The sequence below is a fragment of the Streptomyces sp. NPDC002825 genome, assembly GCF_040295385.1.
Taxonomy (GTDB): Bacteria; Actinomycetota; Actinomycetes; order Streptomycetales; family Streptomycetaceae; genus Streptomyces.
Map to the genome: position 1 here is coordinate 78,298 of NZ_JBEOVH010000005.1, position 20,149 is coordinate 98,446.

A 20,149-nucleotide genomic window follows, 5' to 3' on the forward strand; every position below is an offset into this window, starting at 1 on the left:
CGCGCGGAGGCCGCCGTGACGTGGACCGTGCCGCTACTTCGTGCCGAAGGCCCGGATCACTTCCTGAGTGACGGTCAGGCCGTCAGGGCCATCGGCGGTCATCCGTAGGGAGACGTAGACCGACGGGTCGGACGGGGTGTTCAGAACGGTTTTCCAGCGGCCGCCGGCCGTCTTCTGCAGAGTGGCCGGTCGCCAGGTCTCGCCGTCGTCGTAGGACACCTGGAGGGCGGCGCCGGTGGCCTCGACCCCCTTGGGGTAGGTGGCGGCGCCGAGACCCAGTTCGATCTTGTGACCGGCTCGGACGTTGCCGTGCAGGTCGGTGTCCACCTCGTAGACGGGGTTCAGGAGGTCGATCGGCGACTTGCCAGTGGGTTGATGACCGGAGACGAAGCCCCATTCGGTTCGGGTACGTGTGGAAGTCGGGAACGCTGTCCTGTCGCGGGAGGCTTCGAGGACCAGGCGGTACGGCGAGCTCTCCGCGGGCAGGCTGGTCACGACGCCGGACTGGCCGTTCACGGACCTCAGCAGCCTGTCGCCCTGGTAGAGCTGGGACGCGATGCTGCCGTCATAGGGGTTGTAGCCACTCGCGGTGTGCCCCGCTCCACTGCCTGACCACGCCGGAATGTTCCACTGCAAGGTGTTGCCGTTGCGGAAAGGTTCCCAGAAACCGGACCCGAGCCTGGGAGCCTGGACGGGCTTGAACCAGTGCTGCTTGTAGAGCGTTCCGCCTTCGTAGTACAGATGCGGGCTGCGCTCGCTGGTCGCGGCGAGCGACACGTCGCCGTTTCGGTCGACTGAATGCTCCTCGTACCAGAAGCCGAGGCCATCCGGCTGAGGAGTGACGTATTCGGTGACTGTGCCGGGTGACTTGTCATACTCGTACAGTCCGACGCCAGGACCCCAGGAAGGGATGAAGTGGCGCGTGCCGAAGGAGACTTGGCCCTTCCGGCCGTAGACGCTGGTGTCGATCCTGGCCAGGTCGTCATGGCCGGGGGAGTAGGTCAGCGGACGATCCGGGATGATGCCGTCGAAGCCCTGGACGAGGTTGTAACGATAGTCCGGATAGCGCTTCTCCTGAATGTTGAGGGTGCCGTCGCCAGCCTTCGCCTCAGCGATCAGCCGCTCGCCGTCGAGTCGCCCGGCCGTGGCGATGCCGAGGCCGGGATTCTCGCCGAAGTACTCGAAGAGTCTGCCAGGGGCGTTGTTGACCGTGATGAGCATGGCGGCGCCGGCGTCCACGGCGGCTTTCGCCCTGGTCTCGCCCGTGACCACGGCACTACGGTCCACGATGACGGCTTTGCCCTTGGCGTTCAGGTCGGCGAAATCAGCCGCCGAGCCGTTGCCGGCGTATACGGTCCGGAGCAGTCTCCGACCCTCGTGGTAAGCGGTGCCGTACTGAGGACTGAGCGCGATGTTCCGGCCGGTTCCGGTCTCGGCATCGAGGAACTTCTCTCTCAGCTTCGTGTGGGTGAGCAAGCTCAGGTTGCCGTCCGTGACGGGTGTGGTGGGCTGCACGTACACGGCGTCGTACCGGGGACTCAGAACCACCGCGTTGCTGAAGGTTCGGCCGTGGGTGCCCGATCCGTCGGTGAAGGTTCTGCGGTAGTCCAGGATGGTTTGAGTGGTCTCCGCTTCTCGCTGGGGGACGGAGTCGATTCTGCGCACGCTGGTCGCGTCGAGGTGCACGGTGGCGGGTCCGTCGCGCAGGATCGTCTCGGGATCCGTCAGCTGGGCGAAGCCGAGGGAGTCTGCGGTGTCACCCGGGACATCGACGTAACTCCAGGCGGTGTACGTGTTCGGAGGCAGACGCAGTGTTCGCTCGCCCTCCACGGCGACTGGCAGGGGCTGAAGAGCGCCTCTGAAACTGATCATGACGGTGTCCGCGGCAGGCTTACCGTCACGGCCGGTCAGCCTGATCGTGTAGTCGTAGAGTTCACGCTCCTTGAACAGCGCGAAGCCGGTGTGCGCGACGACCTTTCCGGTCGTGGCGTCGGCGGCTATGACCTGCCCGGAGAAGGTGGTGTTGTTCGGGACGGTGGACGGGTCAAGGGTCAGCGTCGCGTTCGCGGTGCCACCGGGACGCACGGTGAGAGAGGAGACGGACAGGTGGTACGCCGGGTCCAATGTGTCCGTACTCAGGTTCAGGGTGACGTCGGTGGCGCCGGTGTTGCGGTAGGTGATGGTCCGATGGGCGGTCTCTGTGGCCACGTGTGGCCACTTGAACACCGCCGCCGGGACCGAACCGGTGGCTTCCACAGAGGAACCCACCGCCGCGGCGGCATCGACTCGCCCGGTCCCCATCGAGTACGGCTTGTACGCGTTCAACTTCTTGGAGGTGGTCATCAGCGCGTCCTTGACACGCGCGCCGTCCCAGTCCGGGTGGGCCTGCTTCAGGATGGCGGCGACGCCCGCGACGTGCGGGGTGGCCATCGAAGTGCCGCTCATCGACCGGTACATGTCGGCCACTCCCGGCACCAACTGCGATGCCGCGGCGGAGATGTCGACGCCCGGGGGTGAGATGTCCGGCTTCAAGCCATAGGAGTTCACGAGCGGCCCCTGACTGGAGAACGAAGCCCGCTTGTCGGTCTTGTCCACAGCTGCGACCGTCAGCGCCGAGCGAGAGGCGCCCGGCGCACCGATGGTGCCCACACCAGAGGCGTTGCCGGCCGCGACCACGAACAGCGGACCGCCGCCGGCGGACAGAGCGTCCACCGCCTGGGACATCGGATCATCACCGTCGGAGCCAAAACCCCCGCCCAGGCTCATGGAGACGACATCGACGCCCTGCGCCTTCGCCCACTCCATCCCCTCGATGACACCGGAGTCGACACCGGAACCGCCGTCGGCCAGGACCTTGCCCACATAGAGATCGGCGGACGGGGCAACGCCCCTCTTCGCGCCTCCGGACGCCGCACCCGAGCCGGCGATGGTCGAGGCGACGTGCGTGCCGTGGCCGTGCCTGTCGTCGACCTCCTCACCAGGGATGAAACTCTTCGAACCGGCGATCCTGTTCTTGAAGTCCGGATGACCGGCATCGATGCCGGTGTCGAGCACCGCGACCTTGACGCCCTCGCCGTCGTAACCCTCTGCCCACGCCTCGGGAGCCCCGATCTGCGGTACCGACTCACTCAGAGCCACACCGACTCTGCCATCGAGCCACAGCTTCGCGGTACCGCCGGTCAGGCTCTTCGGAATCGAGGTCCCGGAGGTGACGTCCTCCCAAAAGATCCTTGCCCGCTTCTTGTCGGCCTTCATGGCAGTCGCCCGAATGCTGCGCAGCTCTCGTACCTTGGTGCCGCCGTCCGGCACAACCGGAGCCTTGGCGGATCGAGTGCGCGGTGCCGTCGCGATCAGGGGTATGCCCGCGGAGCGAGCATCGTCGTACCCCATCGCGACGAGCTCGGTGATGTTGAACAGCCGTTGGTCCAGGTGACCTGCGGCCAGAAGCGGGAGCGCCTCGTCGGGGATGACGTAGGTGGCCGTCCCGTAGGTCTGCACGTGCACGCTGCCCGCGGCACCTACGGCGGGGTCCACGGTGACTACGTCCTGGTTCCCCGGAAGGTCGGTGAAGTGAACGCGGTCGCCCGTGATGAGGGTGACGTCGTACGACGGACCTTGCTCACGGGGAGCGGCGGTGGTGGCTACCGCGTCGGAGGCGCGGGCGCTCGTCGCGACCATCGGGAGCAGCCCGGTGCCCAATGCGAGCGCGGCAGCGGTAGCCACCAGCACGGATGGGCGTCTGGAGATGGATGTCATGCACAGGGTCTATCCGGAGAGGAGTACTCCGCGCAGCAACGGGGCTTGTCCGATCACCGCCATGTCGGCAACACGACAGACGGATGAGCGTGTGATCTCGCGGTCGGGATCTTCGGCGGCTGCCTGTGGCCGTCCGCGCCGCCGATGGGTCGGTGGCGCGGGGTAGCGGTCCACCAGGCCCCGCGCTGACTCCTCGCCCGCGGTGCACTCAGGAGGCAGGGGGAGGTCATCCTCGCGTCGAGGCGGAAGGCGCCCGTGCCGCCGCGGAACCGCCGCCCGCGCTCGCCGCAGACGTGTGCGAGGAGGATATGTCCCGCGGGCGCTGGGGCATCCCCTTCCGTAGGTGCTATCCGCGGCGCACGGTCGTCCTGTCCGGTGTCTGATTCGTCGCCCGAAACGTCAACCACGGCATCTCAACCTGGCTGCCGTCGCTGTGCGCGAAGCACTTCGGACTCGGTCCGACCATGGCTCTCCTCTGCGCTTTGTGCGCAACGTCATCGGCCTGCTCGGCACATGTGTCGTCGCCCTCCTTGCTGACCGGATCGGCCGCGTACCCGCGCTGGTCGCAGCAATCGGCGGCGCCATGCTCGCCCTAGCTGGACGTAACCTCGGGCGGCCAGGTTGCACGTCTGTGCGCCAGGGAGCGCTCTCCGGCGCTCGTCAGGGCGACGCTCCACTCTGGGGCTGTGCGTGTGCGTCGAAGGTAGGCATGTTGCGCCCATAGCGCCCAACATGCACGCCGATCTTGAGTTCGATTCGCGTCCTGCGTGCCGCAGACCTGTTGGTTTCTTTGACGTGTTGTCCATTGACGCGTTTGTTGTGACGCATCCCGTGGAGTGCGTGACGATCCTCGAACCGGCCGCGAAGAGCGCCTGGCCTGCGGTTTCGTGCGTGCGCGTTATGTGCGGTGTGGGTGGCGGGCGATCTTGACGCTGAAATGAGGCTCGTGACGCTCATTTTGATGGGGTGTCACCTAACTGATCGTGCACGTCACGTTGGCTGGGAGGCGCCCCGCCCCTGGCCTCGTAGCGCCGCGGCAGCTGGTCGCCGGCCCTCGCCGTCATGGCCGGCGCGGTCCGCGGCAACCTCACCGCCGTCCAGGTCCGCCATCACCGACCCGCTGGGGCACCACAGCAAACGGCCGCCTCTCCGCCCTCCCGCCCGTCTCGCCGCAGCCCTTGACCCCGGGCTGGCGCCGCCCTCCATGAGGTTGTGGAACCCGAGGCGTGCTCTCCATGTGGCGGTGTCCCCCCTGGAGCCTCGGCGGACAGATGACGCGGTGTGCTCTCAATGCGTGTGTTTCACACCGAAGTTCACTGTGAGCGTGGAGTGCGATGCACTCGTCGCCGGCGGAGGGTGCGCCGACGGCGTCTGGTGGGTGCGAGCTGCCTCTGCTTCTCCCCGGCTACTCCCCGGTGTAAATTGACGAGGTCACAGTGGTGCGAGTACACAGCGGGCGCGGCCTTGGATTATTCGGCCCAGCCCCGGTATAGCCTGGGAATATGCTGACAGAAGTCATTGCGACCCGCTATGTCACGCCCTTGCGTGAAGGCGGCTCGCTCCCCGGGATCGTCGAGGCCGACGACCTCGGCACGTACGTCATGAAATTCACCGGCGCCGGTCAGGGGCGCAAGACTTTGGTCGCCGAGGTCATCTGCGGGCAGCTGGCCCGCAGGCTCGGGCTGCGGGTGCCGGAGCTCGTGACCATCCAGCTCGACCCGGTCATCGGGCTCTCCGAGCCCGACCAGGAGGTGCAGGAGCTGCTCAAGGCGAGCGGCGGGCTCAACCTGGGCATGGACTTCCTGCCCGGCTCGCTGGGCTTCGACCCGCTCGCGTACGAGGTCGACCCCCGCGAGGCCGGGAAGGTCGTCTGGTTCGACGCGGTGATCAACAACGTCGACCGGTCCTGGCGCAACCCGAACATGCTCGTCTGGCACGGCGACCTGTGGCTCATCGACCACGGCGCCACCATGATCTGGCACCACAACTGGCCGGGCGCCGAGGCCTCCGCCGCGAAGCCGTACGACGCCTCCGACCACGCGCTCGCCCCCTTCGGCCCGGACGTCGCCGCCGCGGCCGCCGAGCTCGCCCCGCTCGTCACCCGTGAGCTCCTGGAGGAGGTCGCCGCCGACGTCCCCGACGAGTGGCTCGTCGACGAGCCCGGTTTCGGCAGCACGGACGAGGTGCGCGCCGCCTACGTCGCGGCGCTGCTGCCGCGCGCCGCCACCATCCACGAGCGGATCACGCTCGGGCCCCGCACCGAGAACCGGCCGCAGCAGCCGCCCGGCTGGCTCGCCGAGCGCCTCGCGCCCCGGACGCACTCCACTCAGAAGGACAGCACGACGTGACCGACCGCGATGTCTTCGAGTACGCGCTGCTGCGCGTCGTCCCGCGGGTGGAGCGCGGCGAGTGCTTCAACGCGGGTGTGGTCGTCTACTGCCGCGCACGGTCGTTCGTGGCCGCCCGTACGCATCTCGACGAGGCCAAGCTGACCGCGCTCGACCCCGCCGCCGACGTCACCGGCGTACGGGCCGCGCTGCGCGCCGTCGAGGGGGTCTGCCTGGGTGGCGACGCGGCCGGTCGGGCCGCGCGCGACGACGCGGGGCGCCGCTTCCGCTGGCTGATCGCGCCGCGCTCCACGGTCGTGCAGCCGGGGCCTGTGCACACGGGTCTGACCACCGATCCGGAGGCCGAGGTGGAGCGGCTTCTCGACCTTCTCGTGCGGTAGGTGACCACGGAGTGACCCGGTGCACCCGGTGGGCCGTTGACACCGGGTGCCAGGGCTTCTAGCGTCTCGTCTGCGGACGATACTAAGCGGTCGCTCATGTGCGGGACGCAGGAGCGCGCCACCGGTTCGACCGCGACCAGGGACGATCCAAGGGCGAGGAGAACCAAGCATGTCCACCACCGAGCAGCGCGTAGCCGTCGTCACGGGTGCCGCACGGGGCATCGGCGCGGCCACCGCGCTCCGCCTGGCGGCCGAGGGCCGCGCCGTCGCCGTACTCGACCTCGACGAGGCGGCCTGCAAGGACACCGTCGAGAAGATCACCGCCGCGGGCGGCACCGCTCTCGCCGTCGGCTGCGACGTCTCGGACAGCGCTCAGGTGGAGGCCGCCGTCGCGCGGGTCGCCGCCGAGCTCGGCGCGCCGACGATCCTCGTCAACAACGCGGGCGTGCTCCGCGACAACCTGCTCTTCAAGATGTCCGAGGCCGACTGGGACCTCGTCATGAACGTCCACCTCAAGGGCGCCTTCCTGATGGCGAAGGCCGTCCAGAAGCACATGGTGGACGCGGGCTTCGGCCGGATCGTCTCGCTCTCCTCCTCCTCGGCGCTCGGCAACCGCGGCCAGGCCAACTACTCGGCCGTCAAGGCGGGTCTGCAGGGCTTCACCAAGACCCTCGCCAAGGAGCTCGGCAAGTTCGGCATCACCGCCAACGCCGTCGCCCCCGGCTTCATCGTCACCGAGATGACCGCGCAGACCGCCGAGCGCGTCGGCATGGGCTTCGAGGACTTCCAGGCGGCCGCCGCCTCCATGATCCCCGTGCAGCGGGTCGGTCGCCCCGAGGACGTCGCCAACGCGATCGCCTTCTTCACGGGCGACGACGCCGGCTTCGTCTCCGGCCAGGTCCTGTACGTGGCCGGCGGCCCGCTCAACTGACGACCGGCAGCGAGAGGAGAGGCGCATGAGCGTTCAGGAACGGCCGGAGCTGTCCGGCAAGGTCGCCCTCGTCACCGGCGCCAGCCGGGGCATCGGCTACGGCGTCGCCGAGGCCCTGGTCGCCCGCGGCGACCGGGTCGTCATCACCGGGCGCGGCGAGGAGGCCCTCAAGGAGGCCGTGGAGCGGCTCGGGGCCGACCGGGCGATCGGGGTCCCCGGCAAGGCACACGACGAGGCCCACCAGGCCGCCGCGGTCGAGGCGGCGATGGACGGCTTCGGCCGTCTGGACTTCCTGGTCAACAACGCCGGCACGAACCCCGTCTTCGGGCCGATCGCGGACATGGACCTCGGCGTGGCCCGGAAGGTCTTCGAGACGAACGTGATCTCGGCGCTCGGCTTCGCCCAGCGCAGCTGGCACGCCTGGCAGAAGGAGAACGGCGGGGCGATCGTGAACATCGCCTCGATCGCCGGCGTCTCCGCCTCGCCCTTCATCGGCGCATACGGCATCAGCAAGGCCGCGATGATCAATCTGACCGTTCAGCTGGCGCACGAGTACGCGCCGCTCGTGCGGGTCAACGCGATCGCCCCGGCCGTCGTGAAGACGAAGTTCGCGCAGGCGCTCTACGAGGGCCGTGAGGCGGAGGCGGCCGCGGCCTATCCGCTCGGCCGGCTCGGCGTGCCCGAGGACATCGGCGGGGCGGCCGCCTTCCTGACCTCGTCGCAGGCGGAGTGGATCACCGGCCAGACGCTCGTCGTCGACGGCGGCCTTTTCCTGAACGCCGGAGTCGGGTGACCGATAATCGGACACTTTCCGGATTTCCTGTCCGGATTGAGCCCGGTTATACGTCGAATGCCTCAAGTGCCCCGCTGGGCTCGAAGATTGACCTGGCGGGGTGCTGCGGTATCGTCGGCCGACCCCTGGCTGAACGAGGAGCGTGCACGTGTTCAACCGGACCAGTCTGCAGGCCGCTGCAGCCCTTGTGTCCATATCCCTGGTAACCGGATGCGGTGTCTTCTCGGACAGTGAATCCGCCGGGGATCAGAGAATCGTCGTCGGCACGACGAGTTCTCCCACCACGCTTGATCCGGCCGCCGCCTGGGACAATTCCTGGGAGCTCTTCCGGAATGTCTTCCAGACCCTGGTCGCGTTCCCGACCGGCAGCACCACCCCGCAGGCGGACGCCGCCGACTGCAAGTTCACGGACACCTCCAGCCGGGTCTTCGAGTGCAAGCTGGTGGAGGGCCTCACGTTCTCCAACGGGCACAAGCTGGACGCCACGGCGGTCCAGTACTCGATCGAGCGCATCCGCACGATCAACCACAAGGGCGGCCCCAACGGGATGCTCGGCTCGCTCGACAAGATCGAGACCGTCGGCGACCGCACGGTCGTCTTCCGGCTGAACAAGTCGGACGCCACCTTCCCGTTCGTCCTCGCCACCCCCGCGATGTCGCTGGTGGACCCCGCCGAGTACCCGGCCGACGAGCTCCGCAAGGACGGCAAGGTCATGGGCTCGGGCCCGTACGTCCTCGACTCGTACACCGAGCGCGAGGAGGCGGAGCTGACGAAGAACCCCACCTACAAGGGCTTCGCCGACCGCAAGAACGGCGGCGTCACGATCAAGTACTTCGACGACTCCGACGCCATGGTCGGCGCCCTCCGGAAGAACGAGATCGACGCCACCTACCGCGGTCTCACCGCCGCCGAGGTCGTCTCCCTCCAGGAGGACAAGCCCGAGAACAAGGGCCTCCAGCTCGTCGAGTCGACCGGCGCCGACATCCGCTACCTGGTCTTCAACACCCAGGACGACTCCGTCGCCAAGCTGCCCGTCCGCAAGGCCATCGCCCAGCTCGTCGACCGCGACGAACTGGTCAGCAAGGTCTACCAGGGCACCGCCGAGCCCCTGTACTCGATGGTGCCCAAGGGCATCGCCGCCCACACCACCAAGTTCTTCGACCGCTTCGGCTCGCCGAGCGTGGAGAAGGCCAAGAAGATCCTCCGCAACGCCGGCATCACCGAGCCCGTCGCGCTGGACTTCTGGTACACCACCGACCGGTACGGCTCCTCGACGGCCGCCGAGTTCGCCGAGCTCAAGCGGCAGCTGGAGGAGTCCGGGCTGTTCAAGGTCACGCTGCACGGCAAGCCCTGGAAGGAGTTCCAGGCGGGCTACCAGAAGGGCGAGTACCCGGTCTTCGGCCGCGGCTGGTTCCCCGACTTCCCGGACCCGGACAACTTCGTCGCCCCCTTCGTGGGCAAGGAGAACGTCCTCGGCACGCCCTACGAGAGCCCCCGGATCACCAACGAGCTCCTCCCGAAGTCCCGCCGCGAGAGCGACCGCGGGACCGTCACGGACGAGTTCGTGGAGGCCCAGGAGATCCTGGTCCAGGACGTCCGGCTGCTGCCGCTGTGGCAGGGCAAGCTGTACATCGCGGCCGGCGAGGACATCGGCGGCGGTGAGCGGGCCCTCGACCCGCAGACGGTCATGCAGATGTGGGAGCTGAGCCGCCGCGCCAGCTGGTAGCAGCGGCCGGCGGCGAGCCCGGTCAAGGCCTGAGGGGGCCACTGTCAGTGGCCCCCGGTAGGTTCTCGGACGGAGTAACAGGAACGTCCACCGGAGGTTGTGACCGTGACCGACACCAGCATGCTGCCCGAGTCCTGGCGGGGTGTCCTCGGCGAGGAGCTGCAGAAGCCGTACTTCGCCCAGCTCGCCGAGTTCGTCGAGGAGGAGCGCGCCAGGGGACCGGTCTTCCCCCCGAAGGACGAGGTCTTCGCCGCCCTCGACGCCACCCCGTACGACAAGGTGAAGGTCCTGATCCTCGGTCAGGACCCGTACCACGGCGAGGGCCAGGGCCACGGTCTCTGCTTCTCCGTCCGCCCCGGCGTGAAGACCCCGCCCTCCCTGCGGAACATCTACAAGGAGATGCACGAGGAGCTCGGCCACCCGATCCCGGACAACGGCTATCTGATGCCGTGGGCCGAGCAGGGCGTCCTCCTGCTCAACGCCGTCCTGACGGTCCGCTCCGGCGAGGCGAACTCGCACAAGAACAAGGGCTGGGAGAAGTTCACGGACGCGGTGATCACCGCCGTCGCCTCCCGCCCCGACCCCGCGGTCTTCGTCCTGTGGGGCAACTACGCGCAGAAGAAGCTGCCGCTCATCGACGAGGAGCGGCACGTCGTGGTGAAGGGCGCGCACCCCTCGCCGCTGTCGGCGAAGAAGTTCTTCGGATCGCGCCCCTTCACCCAGATCGACGCGGCCGTCGCCGCCCAGGGACACGAGCCGATCGACTGGCGCATCCCGGACCTCGGCTGAGCCTCGGCCCGATCCGGGCCCGCTGCGGCTAGCGTCGTCACTCCCAGTGGGAGAGCGGGTGGAGGTCGCGGTGACCGAGCAGCAGCAGGTGTCGGACGACGGGGTCATGACCAGGATCGGGCAGGCCATGATGCTGCTGCACGGCGGCGACCGCGAGGAGGCCCGGAACCGCTTCGGCCTCCTCTGGCAGCAGATCGGCCCGGACGGCGACCCCCTGCACCGCTGCACCCTCGCGCACTACATGGCGGACGCCCAGGACGACCCCGACACCGAGCTGGCCTGGGACCTGCGGGCGCTCAGCGCGGCCGAGGGCCTCGCCGAGGAGCGGCTCGCCGAGCACGACTCGGCGGCCGCGCTCCGGGCGCTGTACCCCTCGCTCCATCTGAACCTGGCCGCCGACTACGTCAAACTCCAGCGGCCCGACGCCGCGCGGGTCCATCTGGACCGGGCCCGCGCGGCCTCGGACCACCTCGACGACGACGGCTACGGGAACGGGGTGCGGGCCGCGATCGAGCGCCTGGAGCTGCGGCTCGGGGGCGCGTGACGGCCCCTGGTCCTCCGGCGGGGGCTCATCGGCCGTACGTGCCGTGGCAGATCCTCGCCTGATCGCTGCCGTGGTCCCAGCCGCCGTACCGCTCGCCCAGGTCGCAGACCTCGTCCCGGGAGACCGGCGGGTCCTTCGGCAGCCCTCTGAGGTCCGGCAGTTCCGGGAGGTCCGGCCGGGCCGACGGGTGCGGCCGTCCCTGCCGCTTCGGTACGGATTCGGGGTGCGGGGCCTCCTGCCGCGGTGGCGTCACCGTCCGCCGGTGCTGCCCGGCCGGAGGCGTCGCGCGGGGCGCGGCGGACGGCGGGGGAGCGGGGAGCGCCGCTTCGAGGGCCTCGAGGGCCGGTCCCTCGACGATCTGCGGTGCCACGTCCTGGGCGGTGGCGGTGTCGGCCGCGGGCGCGGGGGCCGGGGTGGGCGCCGTCGGCGTGGCGTCCACCGAGACGCAGCCCGCCAGAGCGGCGACCGCCGCCCCGACCAGGATCTTCACTGTTGTTCGGGTTCCATGCACCCGCGCAACTCTGCTGGTCCGTACACGATCTTCGCGCCCCTACCGGCCGGGAATGCCCCGCACGGGTGAGCCGCCCGGGGCCCGGTCTTGACTCGCCGGGTTCCCGACCTGCGATCGGTCGCTCTCGACCGGCCGGGTTCCCGGCCTGCGGTGGGTCGCTCTCCGCCGGCCGGTTTCGGCTGCGATCAGTCGCCGGTCGCGCCGTCGACGCGCTCGCGGATGAGGTCCGCGTGGCCGTTGTGGCGGGCGTACTCCTCGATCATGTGGAGGTAGATCCACCGCAGGTTGAAGGTGCGGCCGGTGCGGTGCTCGCCCAGGCCCAGGTCGTCGAGGTCACGCCCGGCGGCCAGGGTGCGGGCGTGCGCGATCTCGGCCTGCCAGGTGGCGTGGGCCTCCTCGTAGGTGTCCTCGTCCGTGACGTGGATGTCCCGGTCGCGGTCCTCCTCCGTCGAGTAGATCCACTCCGTCTTCTCGCCGGCCAGGACACGGCGGAACCAGCCGCGCTCGACCTCGGCCATGTGCCGGACCAGGCCGAGGAGGTTGAGGTCGGAGGGCGGGGCGGACGGGGTGCGCAGCTGGGCGTCGTCGAGCCCCTCGCACTTCATCGCGAGGGTCGCGCGGTGGAAGTCGAGCCACTGCTCCAGCGCTTCGCGCTCGCCGGTGGTGGTGGCGGGGTCGACGCGCGGGACGGTTTCGGTGCGTTCGGTGGTCATGCGCGGCATCGTCCCCCATGATCGCGAACGGCGCCAGGGGTTCCGAGGCCTCCGGCGGGCCGCGTCAGTCCCGGTCGCCGAGCATGCCGCGGAGCAACTCGTCGAAGCCGGTGCGCAGTTCCACTCGGCTGGGTACGGCGGCGTGGAAGGAGCCCGCCGCGCAGGAGAACATCAGCCCCTCGCTCCAGGCGATGAGGGAGAGTGCGTGGCGTTCGGGCTCGGGGGAGCCGGCCGCCGTCATCATCGCGATCAGCGGGGTGTGGAAGGTCGCGCCGGCCGCGTCGAAGAAGCTCCGCAGCTCGGGGCGGCGGGTGGCCTCCAGGGCCAGCTCGTAGCGGGAGACGAGCAGCGACCGGTGGTCGGTGAGATAGCGGTGCAGGGAGAGGGCGAGGGCGTCGACGACCGCCTCGCCGCCGCTCCCGGGGCCCGGCAGCTCGTGCGGGGTGAGGACCTCGGCCTCCCGCTGGACCTGGCGTCGTACGGCCGTCTCCAGGAGGGCCTGGCGGGTGCGGGCGTGATTCGACGTGGAGCCCTGCGGCAGCCCCGCGCGCTCGTCCACGGCCCGGTGGGTCAGGCCCCGCATCCCCCGCTCGACCAGGAGGGCGAGGGCGGCGTCGCCGATCCGCTCGGCGCGGGAGACGAGGGGCTCCGGGGCCGGGGTCCCGGCGGTGGCTGAGGTCATGGGGACAACCTACTACCGGCGCGACTACAGGTGTAGTACGGTCACGGTGTCGTCGTCACTACAGCTGTAGTGAGGGTGTGCGTCAGCCGTCCTCGCTGCAGCCGTGGCGAGGACGACGCACCCGTCGGGCCCACCGCACCCGCAGTGCCCGACCCCCCCGCCCGTCCCGAGCCGAGGAGCAGCCATGGAACAGCACCGCGCCGTCGTCGTCGGAGCCGGCATCGGCGGACTCACCGCCGCCGTCGCCCTCCACCGGCGCGGCTGGCACGTCACCGTCCTCGAGCGCGCCGCCGACCTGACCCCCGTCGGCGCCGGCATCGCCCTCGCCCCCAACGCGCAGCGCGCCCTCGACGTCGTCGGCCTCGGCGACCGCGTCCGTGAGCTCTCCGCCTGGCAGGGCGACGGCGGCATGCGCACGCCCGGCGGCCGCTGGCTCGCCCGCACCGACGCCAAGGCCGCCGCCGCCCGCTTCGGAGGGCCCCTCGTCCTCCTCCACCGCGCCAGCCTCGTCGAGATCCTCACCTCCGCCCTCCCCGACGGCGCGGTCCGCACCGGCGTGACCGCCGCCCTCACCGACCCCGGCGACGACCACCGCCCCGCCCGCGTCACCGTCCAGGACGCCGGGGCCGGAACCCGGAGCGAACTCGAGGCCGAGCTCGTTCTCGGCGCAGACGGCATCCACTCGAAGACCCGCAAGACGCTCTTCCCCGGCCACCCCGGCCCCCGCTACTGCGGCGCCACCACCTGGCGCGTCGTCGTCCCCGCCCCCGCGCGGCCCTTCGCCCCGCACGAGACCTGGGGAGCCGGCCGCCTGTGGGGCAGCCAGCCCCTCAAGGACGGCCGGGTCTACGCGTACGCCATGGCCAAGGCCCCGGCCGGCGCCCACGCACCCGACGACGAGAAGGCCGAACTGCTCCGGCTCTTCGGGGACTGGCACCACCCCGTCCCCGAGATCCTCGCCGGCGTCGACCCCGACCGGATCCTGCGGCACGACGTCCACCACCTGCCCGACCCGCTGCCCGCCTTCCACCACGGCCGGGTGGCCCTCCTCGGCGACGCCGCGCACGCGATGATGCCGAGCCTCGGCCAGGGCGGGAACCAGGCCGTCGAGGACGCCGTCGTCCTCGCCCACCACGCCGGCGCCGCCCCCGGCTTCCTGCCGAGCCGCGCCCTCGCCGCGTACACCGCCGACCGCCTGCCGCGCACCACCGCCATCGTCCGCAAGGCCGCCCGCACCGGCGCGCTCACCCTGGTCTCCGCCACCCCCGCCGTCGCCCTGCGCAACGCCGCCGTCAGCGCGGTCTCCCTGTTCGGGCCCGGTCTCGCGCTGCGCGGCTTCGACGGCATCTGCGACTGGCAGCCGCCCGTCGACGCCGCTCCTTCGGCCGAGAGCGTGATCCGTCCCGCGTAAGCTGACCGGCGCGAACGGCCCTGACGGCCAAGGGCCGGTGAACGACGACAAGGGAGACCCCGTGAAGGTTGGCTGCATCGGACTCGGCGACATCGCGCAGAAGGCCTACCTTCCCGTCCTCGGCACCCTTCCCGGGGTCGAACTGCACCTCCAGACCCGCACCCGCGCGACCCTGGAGCGGGTGGCCGACACCCTGCACCTGCCCGCCGAGCGGCGCCACCCCGACCTCGACTCGCTGCTCTCCGCCGGGCTCGACGCGGCCTTCGTCCACGCCTCCACCGCCGCCCACGCCGAGATCGCGAGCCGGCTCGTCGAAGCCGGAGTCCCCACGTACGTCGACAAGCCCCTCGCGTACGAGTACGCCGACTCCGAGCGGCTCGTGGAACTCGCCGAGAAGCGCGCGGTCAGCCTCGCCGTCGGCTTCAACCGGCGCCTCGCACCCAGCTACGCGCAGTGCCTCGACCACCCGCGCGAGCTGATCCTCCTCCAGAAGAACCGCATCGGACTGCCCGAGGACCCGCGCACCCTCGTCCTCGACGACTTCATCCACGTCGTCGACACCCTGCGCTTCCTGCTGCCCGGCGAGGTCGAGCACATCGACGTGCGGGCCCGGATCCGCGAGGGGCTCATGCACCACGTGGTGCTCCAGCTCTCCGGCGACGGCTTCACCGCCATCGGCATGATGAACCGGATGAACGGCTCCACCGAGGAGATCCTGGAGGTGTCGGGGCAGGACACCAAGCGCCAGGTCCTCAACCTCGCCGAGGTCGTCGACCACAAGGGGCAGCCGACCGTCCGCCGGCGCGGCGACTGGGTGCCGGTGGCCCGGCAGCGCGGCATCGAGCAGGCGGTCCTCGCCTTCCTCGACTCCGTACGGGACGGCCGGGTGCTCAGCGCCCGCGACGCGCTCCTCACCCACGAGCTGTGCGAGCGCGTCGTCCGCGACGCGCTGGCCCAGGCGTCCTGAACGCGCCCGCCCCCTCGGCGGCGCACACCGCGCCCACCACCACGAGAGCGCCGTACAGGGGCCAGTCGCCCCAGCGGACATAGGCCGTCGTCGTCCCCGAGAGCGGCAGCTCGCGCACGACGGCGGCGCTCGCGTCGGTGCCGAGCACCGACCCGATCCGCCGGCCGTCGGGACCGTAAGCGGCGCTGATCCCGGTGAGCGTCGCGTGGACCACGGGACGGCCCGTCTCGGCCGCCCGCAGGGCCGCGAGCGAGGCGTGCTGCGCGGGCGCCCAGCTGTCCTGGAAGGTACTGGTCGACGACTGCACGACCAGGAGACCGGCCCCGTCCAGGGCGAGTCGGCGGCTCATGTCCGGGAACGCCGACTCGAAGCAGACGAGCGGCCCGACCCGGAGCGCGCGGCCCTCGCGGGCCGGCAGGGTCATCACGACCGGCTCGGTGCCGCGCCGCCGGTCCTCCTCGGCGGCCCGGCCTGCGGACGTCACCCAGCCGAGGAGCGGTCGCGCGGGGATGTACTCGCCGAAGGGGACGAGCCGCATCTTGTCGTAGCGGTCGCCGGTCAGCCCCGCCGGACCGACCAGGACGGCGCTCTTGCGGATGCCGGGACGGTCGGCGCCCCTCGCGTCCACGTTCACCAGGAGCGGCGCGTCCACCGCCCGGGACAGCGCGGCGAGCCGGGCCGCGAGTGCGGGGTCGCCCGTCGGATCGGCGCCCACCCCGCTCTCGCCCCACACGACCAGGTCCAGCCGCTGCCCGGCGAGGGAGCGGGTCAGCTCCTCGGCCCGTGCCAGGCGCCGCTCGGGCCCGTCGGTCACACCGGGCTGTACGAGGGCCACCCGTACCGTCCCGCTCCGCGCCGGGGCCGGGACGCCCCAGGCCACCGGCCCGGCCACCAGGGCACACGCGGCGAGCCCCGCCACCCCGACGGCACGCCGCCCGGGCGCCGCCACGAGCAGCACCACGGCCGTGTTCACCGCCACCACCAGGAGACTCACCAGCCACACCCCGCCGACCGAGGCCAGCCGCAGCGCCGCGGGGACCCGCCACTGGCTCGCCCCGAGCAGCCCCCACGGTCCGCCGAGCCCCTCCCAGGAACGGGCCAGCTCGATCAGCAGCCAGCCCGAGGGCACCGCGAGCAGCGCCACGGCCGCCCGCAGGGGCGACGGAGTGCCGCCGAGCAGCGCCCTGACCAGCCACCCCCAGGGCAGCCACAGCAGACCGAGCAGCGCGGCGACCGGGAGCAGGAACACATGCAGGCTGGGCAGCAGCCAGTGGTGCATCGCCAGCATGAATCCGATCCCGCCGAACCAGCCGTCGAGACCGGCACGGCGGGCCCCCGGAGCCGTACGGATCAGCAGCAGCCACGGTACGAGCGCCAGGTGGGCCCACCACCAGAGCCCGGGAGCCGGGAAGGCGAGCACGGGCAGGGCGCCGCAGCATGCGGCGAGCAGGGAGCGCGCGGCCCCGCGCCCGGCGCGCCGAGGACCGGGGGAGCGGTCGGTCCGGCCCCCGTGGCGGCGGGCCACCAAGAGACCATGCATGACGTGCCTCCCGTCGATGCCTCAAGTGTCCGTGACGCCCGGGTGATCAGGGTCGGTCGTGGCGGCTGCTCAGGGTCAGTCGTCGTGGCTGATCCGGGTCGACCCGGGCGGCAGCTCAGATCAGCCGGGCGGCTGCGCAGGGGTCAGCCGTGGCGGCGCCAGCGTTCGTCGACGACGACCGACGTCAGCCGCCAGCCGTCGGCGGTGCGCCGCGCCGCGAAGGAGTACCGGCCGCCGCAGACGAAGTCCTCGCCGGAGGCGAAGCGCATCGGGTTGACGTAGTCGGCGCCGATGTCCGCCCGGTCCCCGGTCTCCTGGTAGCCGCCCGCCTCCCGGAACCGCACCCGCCGGTTCACGATGAGGTGCTGGCGCACGGGAAAGAGGGGCAGCGTCGCGGCCAGCCACTCCGCGACCTCCGCCGCCGGCCCCTCGATCCCGCCCGAGCCTCGGTAGTCGGCCCGGCCGTCCGGGGCGAACAGACCCCGGTAGGCGCTCCAGTCGCCCTCGTCGACGGCCGCCGCGTAGCCGGTGATCAGGTCGTCGAGGGCGAATCGGTCCATCACGGTCGCGAGATCCACGCGCTGCGTCATCGGCTCAGTGTCGGTCAGCGGGGGCCAGGGGCCAAGGGGTCGGCACGAGCCGGTCATACTGGCGGCCATGCGCGTGAACATCGATCCCGAACTGACCGACCGCACCTCCTTCTACCGGCTGCTGACCGCCACCGTCGTGCCCCGGCCCATCGCCTGGGTCTCCACGGCCTCGGCCGACGGGACGGACAACCTCGCCCCGCACTCCTTCTTCACCATCTCCTCGGTGGCGCCGCCGGTCGTGCAGTTCACCTCGGTCGGGCGCAAGGACACGCTGCGCAACGTGGAGGAGACCGGGGAGTTCGTGGTGAACCTCGCCCCCGAAGGGCTCTTCGAGCGGATCAACGCCACGGCGACGGACTTCCCGCGCGGGGTGAGCGAGTTCGACGCGTGCGGCATCGAGCGTGAGCCGAGCCTGCGCGTGAAGCCGCCGCGGGTCGCCGAGTCGCCCGTGGCACTGGAGTGCGAGCTGCACAGCACGCTGCGGATCGGTGACTCGACGGTCGTCTTCGGCCGGGTCGTGCACGCGGCGGTCGACGAGTCGGTCATGGTCGACGGCCACCCCGAGATGACCCTGATGCGCCCGCTGACCCGCCTCGGCAAGAACGAGTGGGGCACCCTGGGCGGCATCGAGGAGATCGCCAGGGTGCCGTACCGGGGCTGATAGCCCCCGGCCCGCGCACCGCACGTCCACACGGCGCACGGCGACGGCGGAGGGTGCCCGTCGGCGCCCGGCCGGCGGCACCCTCCCGCACCCACGCGGCGGTGACCACTGCATGTTGGCCGGAGGCACCCTCCCGTACACCAGCGGCGGGGACCACTGCCCGTTCACCGTGTGTCCCGCCGCCCGCTCCTCGTCTCGGCGGTCCGGGCGATGTTCCGGGCCATGCCGCCGAAGACCACGGCGTGGAACGGGGAGACGCCCCACCAGTACGCCTGGCCCGCGAGGCCCTTCGGATGGAAGAGCGCCCGCTGCCGGTAGGACGTACGGCCCGCCTCGTCCTGTTCGACGATCATCTCCAGCCAGGCGAGGCCGGGCAGGCGCATCTCGGCCCGGAGACGGAGCAGGCGTCCGCGGTCGATCTCCTCCACACGCCAGAAGTCCAGGGCGTCGCCGACCCGGAGACGCGCCGCGTCCCGGCGGCCGCGCCGGAGTCCCACTCCGCCGACGAGCCGGTCGGCCCAGCCCCGGACGGCCCAGGCCAGTGGGAAGGAGTACCAGCCGTTCTCCCCGCCCACGCCCTCGATGACCTGCCAGAGCGCGTTCGGGCCGGCGTCGACGGCGCGTGACCGCTCGTCCGTGTAGAGGCTGCCGCCCGCCCAGTCCGGGTCGGTCGGCAGCGGGTCGCTCGGCGCGCCCGGCGGCGACGCGGAGGACCAGCGGGTCGTGACCTGCGCGTCCTGCACCCGGCGGAGGGCGAGACGGAGGGACTCCTCGAACGGGATGGGCCGCCCGGGGCCGTCGGGAACGTACCGGGCGATGTCGTGCTCGCCGCACACCACCTCGTGCCGCAGCGACTCGGTGAGGGGCTTGGCCAGGGAGGCCGGCACCGGGGTGACGAGACCGATCCACTGGCTCGACAGCCGCGGGGTGAGGACGGGCACGGGGACGATGAGGCGCCTGGGGAGGCCGGCGACCTCGGCGTACCGCACCATCATCTCGCGGTAGCTGAGCACGTCGGGCCCGCCGATGTCGAAGGTCCGGTTGACGTCGGCGGGCATGCCGGCGCTCCCCACCAGGTAGCGGAGGACGTCGCGTACGGCGATGGGCTGGACCCTGCTGCCGACCCAGCTGGGCGTGACCATGACGGGCAGCCGTTCCGTCAGGTACCGCAGCATCTCGAAGGAGGCCGATCCGGAGCCGATGACGACGGCGGCCCGCAGCACGGTGGTGGGGACGCCCGATTCGAGGAGGATGCGGCCCACCTCGGCGCGCGAGCGCAGGTGCGGCGAGAGCTCGCTCTCCGGCACTCCGCGCGGGGTGAGACCGCCCAGATAGACGATCCGCCGCACTCCGGCGGACCGGGCCTCCGCGGCGAAGACACGGGCGGCCAGACGGTCCCTGTCCTCGAATTCGGCCGTCGAGCTCATGGAGTGGACGAGGTAGTAGGCGACGTCGACGCCGTCGAGCGCCCCGCGCAGGCTCGCGGCGTCGGTGACGTCACCGCGCACCGCCTCCACCCGGTCGGCCCAGGGAAAGTCACGGAGCTTGTCCGGATGCCGGGCGAGGCAGCGCACGCGGTGACCGGCGTCGAGGAGCTCCGGCACCAGGCGGCCCCCGACGTAGCCGGTCGCGCCGGTGACCAGGCAGCGGGCGCCTCCGGCCGGGCTGGGAGTGTTCATAAGCTGATCCGTTTCGCCGATGGCCCCGGCGTACACGCCCTACGCCGGTTGTTCGCCTCAGCGGACGCGCGCGGATGCGGGCCGTGGCCCGCCCGTCGAACACGCGGGCCCGGCTCTCTCGGCGCCCG

17 protein-coding genes are annotated in these 20,149 nt (G+C 71.3%); 10 read left to right on the forward strand and 7 right to left on the reverse strand.

Translation table 11 applies throughout. From position 1 onward, the window contains the following. Window positions 1–33: 33 nt before the first annotated feature. On the reverse strand, window positions 34–3,756 hold the full coding sequence (locus ABT041_RS08855) for a S8 family serine peptidase (RefSeq protein WP_351181280.1): 3,723 nt from the start codon (window positions 3,754–3,756) through the stop codon (window positions 34–36). A 1,502-nt stretch (window positions 3,757–5,258) separates the two neighbouring features. Here ABT041_RS08855 and ABT041_RS08860 point away from each other — a divergent pair. The 7 genes from ABT041_RS08860 to ABT041_RS08890 all read left to right on the forward strand — a co-directional run bounded on the left by ABT041_RS08860 (window position 5,259) and on the right by ABT041_RS08890 (window position 11,267). Then, window positions 5,259–6,104, forward strand: a complete 846-nt coding sequence (locus ABT041_RS08860; protein WP_351181283.1) for a HipA family kinase — start codon at window positions 5,259–5,261, stop codon at window positions 6,102–6,104. Next, the gene (locus ABT041_RS08865; protein WP_351181286.1) at window positions 6,101–6,484 is read left to right on the forward strand and encodes a DUF3037 domain-containing protein; all 384 of its coding nucleotides are present in this window, start codon (window positions 6,101–6,103) and stop codon (window positions 6,482–6,484) included. The genes ABT041_RS08860 and ABT041_RS08865 overlap by 4 nt, the downstream gene beginning before the upstream one ends. Window positions 6,485–6,653: 169 nt before the next feature. Beyond that, window positions 6,654–7,415 (forward strand): 3-oxoacyl-ACP reductase FabG, encoded by a 762-nt coding sequence (gene fabG, locus ABT041_RS08870; protein WP_351181289.1) that lies wholly within the window; start codon window positions 6,654–6,656, stop codon window positions 7,413–7,415. 25 nt (window positions 7,416–7,440) lie between these two features. Then, window positions 7,441–8,208: an SDR family oxidoreductase gene (locus tag ABT041_RS08875; protein ID WP_351181292.1), complete on the forward strand. Its 768-nt coding sequence runs from the start codon at window positions 7,441–7,443 to the stop codon at window positions 8,206–8,208. Between the two features lie 148 nt (window positions 8,209–8,356). Further along, window positions 8,357–9,934: an ABC transporter substrate-binding protein gene (locus ABT041_RS08880; protein WP_351181295.1), complete on the forward strand. Its 1,578-nt coding sequence runs from the start codon at window positions 8,357–8,359 to the stop codon at window positions 9,932–9,934. A 105-nt stretch (window positions 9,935–10,039) separates the two neighbouring features. Continuing rightward, the gene (ung, locus tag ABT041_RS08885) at window positions 10,040–10,723 is read left to right on the forward strand and encodes a uracil-DNA glycosylase (RefSeq protein ID WP_351181298.1); all 684 of its coding nucleotides are present in this window, start codon (window positions 10,040–10,042) and stop codon (window positions 10,721–10,723) included. 70 nt (window positions 10,724–10,793) lie between these two features. Then, window positions 10,794–11,267 carry a hypothetical protein gene (locus ABT041_RS08890; RefSeq protein WP_351181301.1) on the forward strand — a complete coding sequence of 158 codons (474 nt, stop codon included), beginning with the start codon at window positions 10,794–10,796 and terminating at the stop codon, window positions 11,265–11,267. Window positions 11,268–11,292: 25 nt separating this feature from the next. Here ABT041_RS08890 and ABT041_RS08895 read toward each other — a convergent pair whose 3' ends face one another. The 3 genes from ABT041_RS08895 to ABT041_RS08905 all read right to left on the reverse strand — a co-directional run bounded on the left by ABT041_RS08895 (window position 11,293) and on the right by ABT041_RS08905 (window position 13,173). After that, complete coding sequence (locus tag ABT041_RS08895) at window positions 11,293–11,778, reverse strand: hypothetical protein (RefSeq protein ID WP_351181304.1); 486 nt, start codon at window positions 11,776–11,778, stop codon at window positions 11,293–11,295. A gap of 185 nt (window positions 11,779–11,963) precedes the next feature. After that, the gene (locus tag ABT041_RS08900; protein ID WP_351181307.1) at window positions 11,964–12,491 is read right to left on the reverse strand and encodes a DinB family protein; all 528 of its coding nucleotides are present in this window, start codon (window positions 12,489–12,491) and stop codon (window positions 11,964–11,966) included. A 64-nt stretch (window positions 12,492–12,555) separates the two neighbouring features. Then, on the reverse strand, window positions 12,556–13,173 hold the full coding sequence (locus ABT041_RS08905) for a TetR/AcrR family transcriptional regulator (protein WP_351181310.1): 618 nt from the start codon (window positions 13,171–13,173) through the stop codon (window positions 12,556–12,558). 184 nt (window positions 13,174–13,357) lie between these two features. Between ABT041_RS08905 and ABT041_RS08910 the strand changes: the two genes are divergently transcribed. Together ABT041_RS08910 and ABT041_RS08915 are read left to right on the forward strand one after the other, a co-directional pair. Next, complete coding sequence (locus ABT041_RS08910; RefSeq protein ID WP_351181313.1) at window positions 13,358–14,584, forward strand: FAD-dependent monooxygenase; 1,227 nt, start codon at window positions 13,358–13,360, stop codon at window positions 14,582–14,584. A gap of 61 nt (window positions 14,585–14,645) precedes the next feature. Further along, the gene (locus tag ABT041_RS08915) at window positions 14,646–15,551 is read left to right on the forward strand and encodes a Gfo/Idh/MocA family protein (protein ID WP_351181315.1); all 906 of its coding nucleotides are present in this window, start codon (window positions 14,646–14,648) and stop codon (window positions 15,549–15,551) included. Here the strand turns inward: ABT041_RS08915 and lnt are convergent. Beyond that, window positions 15,496–17,091, reverse strand: coding sequence for an apolipoprotein N-acyltransferase (gene lnt / locus ABT041_RS08920; protein WP_351181318.1), 1,596 nt, complete (start codon window positions 17,089–17,091; stop codon window positions 15,496–15,498). The genes ABT041_RS08915 and lnt overlap by 56 nt on opposite strands. A gap of 143 nt (window positions 17,092–17,234) precedes the next feature. Continuing rightward, window positions 17,235–17,681, reverse strand: a complete 447-nt coding sequence (locus tag ABT041_RS08925) for a nuclear transport factor 2 family protein (protein WP_351181321.1) — start codon at window positions 17,679–17,681, stop codon at window positions 17,235–17,237. Between the two features lie 67 nt (window positions 17,682–17,748). On the opposite strand from ABT041_RS08925, the gene ABT041_RS08930 reads away from it, so the two are divergent. Further along, window positions 17,749–18,342 carry a flavin reductase family protein gene (locus ABT041_RS08930; RefSeq protein WP_351181324.1) on the forward strand — a complete coding sequence of 198 codons (594 nt, stop codon included), beginning with the start codon at window positions 17,749–17,751 and terminating at the stop codon, window positions 18,340–18,342. 164 nt (window positions 18,343–18,506) lie between these two features. Here ABT041_RS08930 and ABT041_RS08935 read toward each other — a convergent pair whose 3' ends face one another. Continuing rightward, window positions 18,507–20,021, reverse strand: coding sequence for an SDR family oxidoreductase (locus ABT041_RS08935; protein ID WP_351181327.1), 1,515 nt, complete (start codon window positions 20,019–20,021; stop codon window positions 18,507–18,509). Window positions 20,022–20,149 lie beyond the last annotated feature (128 nt).

Coding starts and splice junctions, on each gene's coding strand:
- ABT041_RS08860 (WP_351181283.1), top strand. CDS start 5,259: ATGCTGACAGAAGTCATTGCGACCCGCTATGTCACGCCCTTGCGTGAA.
- ABT041_RS08900 (WP_351181307.1), bottom strand. CDS start 12,491: ATGACCACCGAACGCACCGAAACCGTCCCGCGCGTCGACCCCGCCACC.
- ABT041_RS08910 (WP_351181313.1), top strand. CDS start 13,358: ATGGAACAGCACCGCGCCGTCGTCGTCGGAGCCGGCATCGGCGGACTC.
- ABT041_RS08875 (WP_351181292.1), top strand. CDS start 7,441: ATGAGCGTTCAGGAACGGCCGGAGCTGTCCGGCAAGGTCGCCCTCGTC.
- fabG (WP_351181289.1), top strand. CDS start 6,654: ATGTCCACCACCGAGCAGCGCGTAGCCGTCGTCACGGGTGCCGCACGG.
- ABT041_RS08935 (WP_351181327.1), bottom strand. CDS start 20,021: ATGAACACTCCCAGCCCGGCCGGAGGCGCCCGCTGCCTGGTCACCGGC.
- ABT041_RS08930 (WP_351181324.1), top strand. CDS start 17,749: ATGCGCGTGAACATCGATCCCGAACTGACCGACCGCACCTCCTTCTAC.
- ABT041_RS08925 (WP_351181321.1), bottom strand. CDS start 17,681: ATGACGCAGCGCGTGGATCTCGCGACCGTGATGGACCGATTCGCCCTC.
- ABT041_RS08905 (WP_351181310.1), bottom strand. CDS start 13,173: ATGACCTCAGCCACCGCCGGGACCCCGGCCCCGGAGCCCCTCGTCTCC.
- ABT041_RS08855 (WP_351181280.1), bottom strand. CDS start 3,756: ATGACATCCATCTCCAGACGCCCATCCGTGCTGGTGGCTACCGCTGCC.
- lnt (WP_351181318.1), bottom strand. CDS start 17,091: ATGCATGGTCTCTTGGTGGCCCGCCGCCACGGGGGCCGGACCGACCGC.